The sequence below is a fragment of the Butyrivibrio sp. XPD2006 genome, assembly GCF_000420865.1.
In the GTDB taxonomy this organism is placed as follows: Bacteria; Bacillota; Clostridia; order Lachnospirales; family Lachnospiraceae; genus Butyrivibrio.
Genome location: NZ_ATVT01000009.1, coordinates 74,262 through 85,782, shown reverse-complemented (window position 1 = coordinate 85,782; position 11,521 = coordinate 74,262). Strand labels below are relative to the sequence as shown.

The 11,521-nt window shown below is 47.2% G+C and carries 8 protein-coding genes; all 8 read right to left on the bottom strand.

What is annotated here, in order from left to right:
• Positions 1 to 18: 18 nt before the first annotated feature.
• On the bottom strand, positions 19 to 1,980 hold the full coding sequence (asnB, locus tag G590_RS0111345; protein ID WP_022765785.1) for an asparagine synthase (glutamine-hydrolyzing): 1,962 nt from the start codon (positions 1,978 to 1,980) through the stop codon (positions 19 to 21).
• Positions 1,981 to 1,992: 12 nt separating this feature from the next.
• On the bottom strand, positions 1,993 to 3,081 hold the full coding sequence (locus G590_RS0111340; RefSeq protein WP_022765784.1) for a hypothetical protein: 1,089 nt from the start codon (positions 3,079 to 3,081) through the stop codon (positions 1,993 to 1,995).
• Between the two features lie 11 nt (positions 3,082 to 3,092).
• A complete protein-coding gene (locus G590_RS0111335) occupies positions 3,093 to 4,511 on the bottom strand; it encodes an MBOAT family O-acyltransferase (RefSeq protein ID WP_242829774.1) in 1,419 nt (472 codons plus the stop codon).
• A 146-nt stretch (positions 4,512 to 4,657) separates the two neighbouring features.
• The gene (locus G590_RS0111330) at positions 4,658 to 5,842 is read right to left on the bottom strand and encodes a glycosyltransferase (RefSeq protein WP_022765782.1); all 1,185 of its coding nucleotides are present in this window, start codon (positions 5,840 to 5,842) and stop codon (positions 4,658 to 4,660) included.
• Positions 5,839 to 7,746: an asparagine synthase (glutamine-hydrolyzing) gene (asnB, locus tag G590_RS0111325; RefSeq protein ID WP_022765781.1), complete on the bottom strand. Its 1,908-nt coding sequence runs from the start codon at positions 7,744 to 7,746 to the stop codon at positions 5,839 to 5,841. Before asnB (G590_RS0111325) ends, G590_RS0111330 begins: the two co-directional genes overlap by 4 nt.
• A gap of 3 nt (positions 7,747 to 7,749) precedes the next feature.
• On the bottom strand, positions 7,750 to 8,862 hold the full coding sequence (locus G590_RS0111320) for a glycosyltransferase (RefSeq protein ID WP_242829773.1): 1,113 nt from the start codon (positions 8,860 to 8,862) through the stop codon (positions 7,750 to 7,752).
• The gene (locus tag G590_RS0111315; RefSeq protein ID WP_022765779.1) at positions 8,859 to 10,058 is read right to left on the bottom strand and encodes a glycosyltransferase; all 1,200 of its coding nucleotides are present in this window, start codon (positions 10,056 to 10,058) and stop codon (positions 8,859 to 8,861) included. Before G590_RS0111315 ends, G590_RS0111320 begins: the two co-directional genes overlap by 4 nt.
• Complete coding sequence (locus G590_RS19310) at positions 10,058 to 11,506, bottom strand: glycosyltransferase (RefSeq protein WP_022765778.1); 1,449 nt, start codon at positions 11,504 to 11,506, stop codon at positions 10,058 to 10,060. Before G590_RS19310 ends, G590_RS0111315 begins: the two co-directional genes overlap by 1 nt.
• Positions 11,507 to 11,521 lie beyond the last annotated feature (15 nt).

Below are 11,521 nucleotides of genomic sequence, written 5' to 3'. Positions count from 1 at the left end.
TAAAAACGGCATACCACATTACATTATATCATATTCTAGCCATTGCTCAAACATGAGTATGTACCATATCAGTGGCTGGTATGCGCCATCCTCTTTGGCAAAGTCGTTCCAGATCTTATGAACAACCTTAGGATTAAGATAGCCCTCTCTTTTCAGCTTATCTTCAGCTATCAGATCTTCGGCCCAGCTCTTAAGCTCAGGGGTCTTCAGCCAGTCGGCTATAGGTATTGAAAAGCCCTTCTTGGGCCTGTCTACAAGCTCTTTCGGAACATGCCTGTAGAGAACATTTCTCAGAACCTGCTTGCCCTGTCCGGTTGCCGGATCTCTTAAAAGACTCATAGGAAGACTCCAGGCAAACTCAACCACATCGGGGTCGAGAAGCGGGATCCTGCTCTCAAGAGAAACTGCCATTCCCGATCTGTCCACCTTGACGAGGATATCATCGGGATGGTACATCTTCATATCCATGAGCATGATGTCGTGATTGACTTCGCCAAGCACGTCTCTTCCGGACTGATTAAGCTTATACGGAAGATGAATATGGTTTTTGGCAACGTCAAATCCAAGGGGCGTGCGCTCCGTCTCAGCCTGTATCCTGTACAGATCCTCAGGGCTCTTTGCCTGCATAAGTCTTGCCTTATTTAGGAAGACCTCATCTCTTTTTGCCTGTCTTGAATGAGCGAACATCTTGCCCGCTCCGCTCCTTAAGCCGACGGGGATGCCCTTCATCTTATTCCATATCCTGTCCACTGAAGCATATGAATTATATCCGCAAAAGAGCTCGTCGCCACCGTCACCTGACAGAGAAACCGTAACGTGCTCTCTGGTCATCTTGCTGACAAGATAGGTCGGTATCTGTGATGAATCCGCAAAGGGTTCACCATAGATATGCGGGAGCTTGGGGATAACGTCTTTTGCATCCTGCTCTGTGATATAGAGCTCTGTGTGCTGAGTCCCCAGATGTGCCGCAATCTCTTTTGCCACCTCTGCCTCATTAAACCTGGGATCAGGCATGCCTATGGTAAAGGTCCTTGCCTTGCCATCACATACCTGCTGCATCAGGGACACAACCGTACTTGAATCGATTCCCGCCGAGAGGAATGCTCCGACAGGAACATCCGATACGAGCTGTCCCCTTATAGCCTCCATAAGGCGCTTTTCCAGCTCATCCGCTGCCTCTTCGGCTGTTCCCTTAAACAGGTTCTGCTGCCCCTTTAAGGCAATCTCTTTAATATCGTAATAGGTATCAAACCTGTATGTTCCGCCGGATCTCTGAATGCCGGTAATACCGCCCGCATCATCGTCTGTATGCACCGGTCTGAAGTACGAAAATGGCGCAGACACTGTCAGTATCGTACCGGGCTCAAGCTTATAGATATCCTGATAAACAGTATAAGGAGCCGGAATATAGCCATGGCAGAAATAGAGATTTAAGGCCTCCTCAAATATCTTGTTTTTGAAGCCTTCTATGGCCATGATGGCACTGATCTCTGATGCAAAGACAAAGTTTCCGTTTACAAAGCCGTAGTAAAGCGGCTTTTCTCCGATCCTGTCCCTGGACAGGCTTATCTCATGGGTCTCCCTGTCATATACCGCAAGGCCGAACATGCCCTTGCAGAACTTAAGGGTCTCCTTTATTCCAAGGCTCTCAATGGCCTCCAGCAAAACCTCTGTATCAGACGTTCCGCGAAAGCTGGTGACATACCCCTTTTCCTTGAGAAGGTCAGCAAGCTTATCCGCATTGTATATCTCGCCGTTGTAGACAATTACTGTCCTTCCGCTCTTTGAGACCATGGGCTGCGCACCGGCCTCGGAGAGATCTCTTATGGCAAGTCTTCTGTGTCCAAGCCAGACTCTCTCCCCCGGTCCTGACCAGATGTCACCGGCATCGGGGCCTCTGTGAATAAGCCGCTCTGTCATACGTCTTATATTCTTTTCACCGCTGTTTCCAAGTCCGCAAATTCCTGCGATTCCGCACATATTTTTCCCCTTTTAGTCTATCAGCGAATTGTAGTCGTAGTTCATGAGCAGGTCTTTTTCCTCATCGAGGTATTTCTGTACATTATCCCTCGTGATCCTGATGGAAGAAGCTTCCTGTCCGTTTTCTGCCTCTGCGATCTTCTCGATTATCCAGGAACTGACATTCTCGTCGTAGTGCGCCTGATCCCTGTATCTGTCAAGGTCGGCAGTTATGTCTGTCTCCATGGTAAAGCTGTATATGTGGATGTTGTCATACTCCAGCATCATCTCGATGGCCTGCTTTTTGTACTCAAGCTCTTTTTCCAGATCTCCGTCCTCCTTAAGCCCACCGAAATATGCCATGGAATAAGGCGGGAAGAAGTAAAGGAAAGTGGTCTCCGGATGCTGAGATGCTACGCTGAGGACATTGGATTCAATATTCTCAGTCACCATCTTCATTTCATCTTCCCGGACACCATTGATCTGCTCAGGTTCTGAAAATGATGATCTTCCTGCAAGGGCCTCCTCTTTGCTGAACAAATTGTGGCTTGCAGTATAGCTGTAAACATCAAAGCTTGTATGTCCGCCCTCTTCGCCCTTAAGATACCCGATGAGCATCGGGATCGTGTATGTTACGACAGCGTCTCTGTTTAAAAGATATTTTACATCGTCGATCGGATTCCTGTTGGTCAGGTACTCCGGATACTCACCCATATCAAGCCTAAGCTCATCCTTGTCCCTTACAAGAAGGGTGTAGTCAAGTCCCCTCAGCACATATCTTGGTGCATGTCCGCTCTCGTAGGAGACCTTAAGGTTTTCTTCGATTTCCTTATAGGTAGCTCCCGAAAATGGTACCTTGATGGAATTTGTTCCAAAGAGCCTGTCAAACTGCGATGCAGAAAAGTTCTCTGTCATAGATGTTCCGGTAATGATGGCGTCATAGTCAAAGTGCTTGGTGATACCATCGTTCTGATAGCGCTGCTCTTCAAGATCATAGAACAGATATGGCCTCGGACTTCTGTAATGGAAAAAAGGGTCTGTCCAGAAGACACATCCGCCAATGGCCAAAAGAGATACAGCCAGCAATATTAAGCTTGAATAAAACCACTTTTTTCCGCTCATAATAAACCTTTTCAGAAATTAAAGTAAAGGAAGGTTGATACCGAACTCAGAGAAACAATGCAAAGAGTGAGTATCACCCATGTAAATACCAGTGAGAGCACGTTTGTCCTGTACTTTCTCTCGTAGTTGTTCGGCATACACAGACAGATGATAAGAGCTGCCAGTGTTATAAGTATGAAACCGCACCAGAATACCATATTGTCGTTTTCCGGAAGGTGCAGAATGCTGAGCACATATCTGAACTTGGGAAGCCTGAAGCCCTCCAGTATCTCTGTCCTGACATCTGTGAAATCAAACTTAAGTCTCCTCAGGATCAAAAGCCACATGGTAACTGAATCTGACCTGAACAGGAGCCATGCCACATTTATAAATGCAAAGGTCACAATCCACTGGACCGCCTTTATAAGTCCGCAAAGCGCTTTCCCCAATATACCGGACAAGCTCTCGGCTCCGTGATATATCTTTTTATAAATACCGGAAGTGAGCTTATTGAAGCACTGTGCCAGTCCATGGATCACGCCCCACAGGATGAAGGTCCAGTTTGCTCCGTGCCAGATTCCGCTTATCAGGAACACTATCATTATGTTCAGATAAGTTCTGGCTTTGCCCTTCCTGTTTCCGCCAAGCGGAATGTAAATGTAGGTGGTAAGAAATCTCGTAAGGGTCATGTGCCAGCGCTTCCAGAAATCTGCAACCGACAGCGCCTTGTAGGGCGAGTTGAAGTTCATGGGGATCTTTAAGTTAAACATGGATCCAAGTCCTGTAGCCATGTCGCTGTATCCGCTGAAATCAAAGTAAATCTGGAAGGTATAGGATAACATCAGAATGATTATCTCTACTCTTGTAAGAGCACCGTCTCCCATCGGGAAAAGAGCTGCCTTCTGCATTGCAACGTCCACCGCAGAGCCGAAGGTATCCGCAATAAGGACCTTCTTGGCTAGTCCTCTTGCAAACATCATTATGCCCTTGGAGAGATTGTCGTAATTTATGTGATGTCTGGAATTCTCCCTGAACTGCGGAACCAGTTCTTTGTGAAGAACAATGGGTCCTGCCACAAGCTGAGGGAAGAAGGATACAAACAGAGCATATTCAAGGAATGAATAGCCCTTTGCCTCCCCTTTGTATGCATCCACAATAAAGGATATCTGCTGGAAGGTAAAAAAGCTTATACCCAGCGGCAAAGTGATATGGCGCAGTACAAAATCCGTACTGAATGCATGATTGATATTGTCGATGAAAAAGTCATAGTACTTGAAATAAAAGATAAGACCTATATCAAAGATAAGCCCCAGAATAAGAAGAGCCTTTCGCTTTCCCTGAGTAACACCATCTCTTTGCATCAGCCTGTAGACAAAATAGTTGACCAGTATGCTGGCGCAGATTATGGGAAGATAGCCGATGTTGAAATAGGCATAGAACCAAAGGCTCATGACAAGGAGAAATCCTTGAGCCGCTCTGTCTTTCTTTATATGATACAGCCCAAAATATCCCAGCAGAGTAATGGGCAGAAAACACAATATAAAAATATACGAATTAAATTGCACTGCTCTTCACACTGCCTTTCCAAAACTGTAAGTTACTTATTCATTACCCTTTCCAGGTAATCCTTCCACTGACCGTTTATTATGTCAGGGTTATACTCATCCCTCACCTTTACGGCATTTTGGGACATCTTTGCTGAAAGCTCTCTGTCTGTGATCACTCGCCTAAGCGCATCCGAAAGCTCTTTTACCATCTCTTCGTCACCCGCCATAGGGATCAAAAGGCCGTTCTCACCGTTTTCGATAAGGTCTCTCGGTCCGCCGCAGGGACAGTCAGTTGAGATGCACACAAGTCCGAGGGACATGGCTTCGATAAGGGCATTGGGATAGCCCTCCTGCTTTGATGTCAGGACAAAGATCTCAGACCCTGCGATCCTTTCAGGGACATCACTCACGCGTCCCATGAATTTCACGCTGCCAGGAGCTGCGCTCTCAAATTCTTTTCTCTTTTCGCCGTCTCCGTAGATAACTACGCGGTAGTCCGGGAATTCTTTTTCTATCTCTTTAAATGCCTTAATGAGAAGGATCTGATTCTTGTTGTCGTCCAGCCTTCCCACGGTTACTATCTCTTTTGCCCTCTCTTCAAAGGGTACAATGCTTCTGCTTATGAAATCCGGATGGATCGAATTGGGCAGTATCTTAGTCCTGACCCTGCTGTCAAAATACTGAGCTGCCTCTGTAGTCTGGACCACAACGCCTGCTGCCTTGGGGAAGTAATGTCGCATGGAGAGGTTAAGGCGCCCCTCCCCGTACTCTCTTGAAGGATTTGACCTTACCGAAACCACCACCGGGATTCCAAGGCCTCTTGCCGACTTTATCGCCATAATATTGTTCTTACCAAGGAATGAGAGGATAACATCGGGATGAAGCTGCTTCCAGGTATCCTTAAGTATCTGCTCTCTCTTAATGAAATTGGCGATGCGTCCGCTCCTGTCATTTAGGGGAAGTGCTGTAAACACACGTTTTATGCCGTCTGCAGAATCGTCAATCCACACCTTGTGTTCCATGTCATTGGGATCAAGTACCGTAAGCTCCCTGCAGCCCTCAGCCTTTTTGCGATGCCAGGTTGCATGCGGTACGTCATACTCCTCCTGTCCCAGGTAGGTCGTGACAAATGTCACACGATATCCCTGAGAGTAAAAGTACTCGGCCAGATTACACATAACCCTCTCTGCTCCGCCCTTGACGAGGGAGCCTATATACATAGCTATATGCTTCATAAGTACCTCTCATACCACTGCTGGAAGTTAAAAAAGCTCCAGGTAACTCCGGAGAAATTAGCTCCGCTTCCGTGTCCGCCATCTCCCGTAGCCAGATAGTCGCGGACAAACTTTGATACATAAGCTGCATCGAATATTCCCTGATCTTTAAGGAAATCTTCCTGACTGAAGGTAAGGAGCTTCTCCTTTAATGGGCCTCTGAGCCATGCATCTATGGGCACGCTAAAGCCCTTCTTAGGCCGCTCCAGCAGCTCTTTTGGAATATAGTCATAAGCGATATCCTTGAGGATATGCTTCTTGTCGCCGTTCATGTATTTAAATCTGTGAGGTATGGCAAAGCTGTACTCCATTACAGATGTATCCATGATGGGGCATCTGCACTCCAGAGAGTACTTCATGGAAGCTCTGTCCATCTTGACCAGAATATCCCCCGGAAGATATGTATCCATATCAAGGAGCATCCTCCTGATCACCCAGTTGTCCACACCATAGCGTGACTCTATGGGGTACTTGCATGGAAAGGCTTCCGAATTTGACAGATCAAAATCTCCCGCCTCTTTGCCTGTCATAAACGCATGGGCAACCCTGAGATAATTGTCCGATGCCAGCTGTGATTTGGTCTCCGGATTTCTGTTTCCCGCGATGGTCCTTACGCTAAAGGGCATCCTGTCCATTAACGTTCCGCTTCCGAGTGGAAGTTTGCCAACGGCATTGGCCACTGCTCCAAGGCCGTCCAGCTGCTGCGCTTTTGAGAGCTTCTCATATATGTTGTATCCGCAAAAGAACTCGTCGCCCCCATCACCGGAGAGAGCAACCGTCACTTTCTCTTTTGCAAGCTTACATACCAGCATGGTGGGAATCTGCGAGTCGTCCGCAAAGGGCTCATCGTAGTATCCGGGGATACTCTCCACCAGATCAAGCATCTCTTTCTCGTCGATATAAACTTCCGTATGATCTGTTCCAAGGTGCTTTGCAACTTCTTTTGCAAAGACAGCTTCGTTGTATTCGGGCTGGTTAAAGCCTATGGTAAATGTCTTGACCGGAGATGAACTGTTCTCCTGAGCAAGTGCAGTTATCAGCGATGAATCGTAGCCTCCCGAAAGGAAGGTTCCCAGAGGAACATCAGCTATCATCCTGTCCGATACTGATTTCCTAAGTCTCTTTTTCAGCTCCTCTTTGGCCTCATCGTAGGACTCAGCCTGATGAGAAGACATGGCATCATAGGTCTTTTTGATATCCCAGAACTTGTCCTTTTTGACTTCTCCGTTTCTGAAATAGAGAACGCTTCCGGGCTCCAGCTGCCACACGTCCTCAAATATACTCTCGGGAGCATTTATATACTGCTGGAAAAGATATCTCGAAATAATGCTATTTCTGATCCTCGGTACAAAACCCGGGCAGGCCATAATAGGCTTAAGCTCTGAACCAAAGACAATGTTTCCGTTTTCAAGCCAGTAGTACAGGGGCTTTTTGCCGATCCTGTCCCTTGCAAGGATAAGCTCGCCGCTCTCCCTGTCATAGAGTGCTATGGCAAACATTCCGTGGATGTGGTTCAAAAAGTCTTTTCCCCACTTAAGGTATCCCGCGAGAATTACTTCTGTGTCGCAGGTGGATACGAAGGGATAGTCCGAGAGCTCTTTTTTCAGCTCAAGGAAATTGTAGATCTCGCCGTTAAACACAAGTGAAATCCTGCCGTCTTTAGACTCCATTGGCTGATGTCCGAGAGGTGATAAATCCTGAATGGAAAGGCGCCTCTGGGCAAGCCCCACAGTGTATCCGTCCGTTCCGGGATAGAGCATGACTCCGTTGTCGTCGGGACCTCTGTGGATCATGGTGTCATTCATCACACGCAGTTCGTCTTCAGTTATTCTGTTTTTTGAAATGTATCCACAGATTCCGCACATACTTTATCCGTCCACAATACTTTCAAGATATTCCTTCCACTGCGCAAATACTGCATCTGCGCTGGCTTTCTTCTCTATCTCAAGAGCCTTTTTACCAAAGCTCTCTCTTAAATCTTTATCCTCTATAAGCCTGCAGATCCTGTCTGCAAGAGCATCCTCGTCACCTACAGGAATCAGGAATCCGTTTACGCCGTCCTCAATGACTTCTCTCGGTCCGCCGCAGGGACAGTCCGTCGAAACCACAGGCATTCCCATAGCCATGGCTTCCAGAAGGGAGTTTGGCATTCCCTCATAGTCCGATGAATAGGCGTATACTTCGCCCTTGGGTATCTCTTTTTCCAGACTGTTGCTGGCACCCATAAGGAAGATGAAATCCTCCGCATTATTGTCAGCAATTATCTTCTCAAGCTTCTGCCATGTTCCGTCCTTGGAATCGGGGCCGTAGACTCTGAGCACATAGTCAGGGTGCTTCTCATGTACCTTCAGAAAGGCCCTTAGCAGCATTGGCTGGTTCTTGAAATCCACAATACGCGCGTGGTGCATAACGGCCTTTTCCTTCACTTCAGGGTGAATCGCTCCAAAGTACTTGTCGGTTATGGGATTCATAATGACTCTGGACTTCTCCTGAAGATATGGCTTAAAGAAGTCTCTCTGATCCTGCGTCTGGTATACACAGCCTGCAGCCTTGGGGAACAGCCACTTTATCTGGAGCTTGTCTGTAAAGTGGTCGTAGTGGCCTATAGGATCGATCCTGATGGAAATGACAACAGGAGTACCTGAATTTCGCGCTGCCGTCAACGCCCTGTAATTGGCCTTTCTTGCAAATGCCACCAGGACATCGGGTTTATACTCTTTTACAAACTGCTTAAGGTATTTGATCCTGAGGAAAAACTTGGCGATCCTGTTTTTGTTCTCGTCGCCTTCCTTGAGCCCCACATGGACTCTCGTTACAGCCGGATCCAGCACAAACTCATTCTCATCGTACCACTCGGTTGCCACATATACCTTGTAGCCTTCGGATGCGAAGCGGTTTGCGAGATTGGTCACAACACGCTCAGCTCCGCCCTGGCACAGGCAGTTTAAATGAAATGCAATGCTCTTCATACACTTACTCACTCGTATCTCTTAAGTATCTCATGGATACTCTCTTTATATTTGTCGGGAGCGTAGATTGCTGCCCTCTCAAAGGACTTATCGGAGTACTTCTTAAGAAGCTCTTCATCGTCAAGGATCTTCTCCATCTGCTCTGCAAGAATCCTCTCGCCCTCTGTTACATACTCGGGATCAAAGTTCTCTTCCTCATCCATATCCGGAACAAGGATACCGAACTCGCCCATGATCGGCTTATCTATGCTGCTGCCGTCAGGAATCTCTTTTATCAGGTTCTCATACTCTGCATCGGAGAGCAGAATCTCTCTCGGTCCTGTCTTGCAATCGGCGGAGATAACAGGCTTTCTTAAAGCCATTGCCTCAAGCACAGCGTTGGGGAATCCCTCATGGTTGGAGCTGCAGACATATACGTCGGAAGCTGCAACATATGGGAAAGGATTCTTTTTAACACCGGTGAAAGCCACCTTGTCCTTGATCTTAAGGGCTTTGGCCAGCTCTTTGTACTTATCCCAGTTTCCCGATCCAAGGACCAGAAGCCTTGCCTCGGGATGCTTGTACTGAACCAGTGAAAAGGCCTTGACCAGATGCCATATGCCTTTGATATAGTCATTTCTCGCCGAGCAGGAAAAGACCTTTATATCGTCTCCCAAAAACGGGTAATCATCCGGGGTTTCTCCGGCTCTGTTCTGTATATCCTGAATATCCAGAGGATTGTAGATATAGGTGCTTCTGTTGTATTTGAAATCAGACTGAAGCTGTCTCACTATCTCTTTTGAGCATGACAGAACCTGGTCCGATTTTCGGCAAAAGAGCTTAACCTGCCTCGGGGATTCAAGATCGGTCTGACACCTGAGGCCCGTCAGGACCTTCTCCCCTGCTCTTGAAAGAGAGTTTACATAGTTGGCTGAGCTTCCGAAGCTGTAGCAGATATCAATGTTTCTCTCCTTCTTGATCCTGCGTGCCTTCTTTACTCTCTTAAAGACATTCATCACCTTGTTGACAATACCCTTCTCAGAGGGCACATCAATGTCGATGACATCAAGTCCTGTAATGTCGTAGTTGATATCCTTGGAGCTGAAGATGAGAATACATACGTTATAGTATTCCTGCATGAGTCTTGCGGTCTTTATGCAGACTCTCTCAAATCCTCCCTGGTGGAGCATAGGCACCATCAGCATAAGGTTTTTCTTTTTCTGATCCATTAAAAATGACCTCTCTCGTAGAAATATCCCATCATCCTGGCCTGAGCCTTGACATCAAACCCTGCGGCTCTGAGCTTGCCCAGTATGTAATCAGAGCTTCCTGCCCTGTCACCGATTGAAAACATGGATGCACGGTGATGGCTCTTAACAGGCTTTTTGTCAGGGACATTTACTGCCTCAAATCCGGTTCCCGCATCAAGTGCGTCTATATCCGGCATATCATCTGTCTCAAAGACGCTCTCCCTTCTCTCACCTGCAATTGCAGTAAAGGTCTGGTTGAGCCTGATCTCCTCCTGAAGAGGATCTGAATGATAATCCTCGCGAAGAAGAAGGTCGTCCAGTATCTTCCTCGCCCAGTCTCTTGGCTCTGAATTAATACTCCTCATTGAAACCAGTTCCGTCACGTTAACTTCCGGTGTAACGGAATCCGATACCAGACACTGAAGTCCTGCTGCCTGGGCCTCAACCACACTTCCGGGAAGTCCCTCATATCTTGACGGGAAGCAGAAGTAATCCATGGCCTGATAGTAATCGCTGGCATTGGACTTATTGCCGGCAAAGATGCATCGGTCGTAAATATGGAGCTTCTCAGCAAGCTTCTTCATGTCCTCCATAAGAGGGCCCTTGCCCAGCATAAGAAGTCTTATGCGCATACCGTGCAGCATGCTGTACTGATTGAGGTCGTCATTATCAAGAAACCTGCAGAGCTGAGCAAATACATTCAGCAAAAACTCGTGGTTCTTGGCATACCTGAAACTTCCTACGTGACCGATCACCAGGGCATTGGACACCCCGAGTTCGTTCCTTATTTTTTCTCTTTTCTCCGGATTATAAGCAAAGTGCTTAAGGTCTATGGCATTGGGTATTATCCTGACAGCTCCGGCCTTTACAAGGTCCTCACCGAATACCGAGATTCCGGCTTCTGTGGAGCAGGCAAAGTTATAATCAGTTATGCCTTCCTTCTGAAGAGGCTTTCTGAGTATCCTGGTGGCTATTCCCTTAACTCCGGCATCCACTCCCGCACTTCTTGCATGGGCGATGCAGATGGGAACCCCGGACTTTTTGGCAATGGGAAGATATATGGCCGAAGTACTGGTCATATGCCCCTGAACCACCTTCCACTCATTCTTGTGGCTCTCAAAAAATCTCTTGATGGCTGCCTTATACTGAGCCATATTTGTTCCGGTGAACTTAGGAAGGCAGAAAATCCTGCCTCCGAGTTTATATACGCTATTATCAAAATAGTCCGGCTCGCGAACTGCCATGAGTTCATCTGAAGTCGGACTCTTTTTTCCTGTCTTTTCAGGCGAATAATGGACAAGAAAATCAAACTGGATCTTATCTCTGTCCATGTTTCTGTACAAATCGATTATTCGGCACTCCGCTCCGCCAACTCCAAGGCCCCCAAGCACATGAAGTACACGTATCTGACCGTATCCATTTTCCATCTACTCACTCCGCTC

What these genes read in the sequence shown, in the direction of transcription:
- G590_RS0111335 (WP_242829774.1), bottom strand. Translation starts at nt 4,511, where the DNA reads ATGAGCCTTTGGTTCTATGCCTATTTCAACATCGGCTATCTTCCCATA.
- asnB (WP_022765781.1), bottom strand. Translation starts at nt 7,746, where the DNA reads ATGTGCGGAATCTGTGGATACATTTCAAAAAACAGAATAACTGAAGAC.
- G590_RS19310 (WP_022765778.1), bottom strand. Translation starts at nt 11,506, where the DNA reads ATGGAAAATGGATACGGTCAGATACGTGTACTTCATGTGCTTGGGGGC.
- G590_RS0111315 (WP_022765779.1), bottom strand. Translation starts at nt 10,058, where the DNA reads ATGGATCAGAAAAAGAAAAACCTTATGCTGATGGTGCCTATGCTCCAC.
- G590_RS0111330 (WP_022765782.1), bottom strand. Translation starts at nt 5,842, where the DNA reads ATGAAGCATATAGCTATGTATATAGGCTCCCTCGTCAAGGGCGGAGCA.
- asnB (WP_022765785.1), bottom strand. Translation starts at nt 1,980, where the DNA reads ATGTGCGGAATCGCAGGAATTTGCGGACTTGGAAACAGCGGTGAAAAG.
- G590_RS0111340 (WP_022765784.1), bottom strand. Translation starts at nt 3,081, where the DNA reads ATGAGCGGAAAAAAGTGGTTTTATTCAAGCTTAATATTGCTGGCTGTA.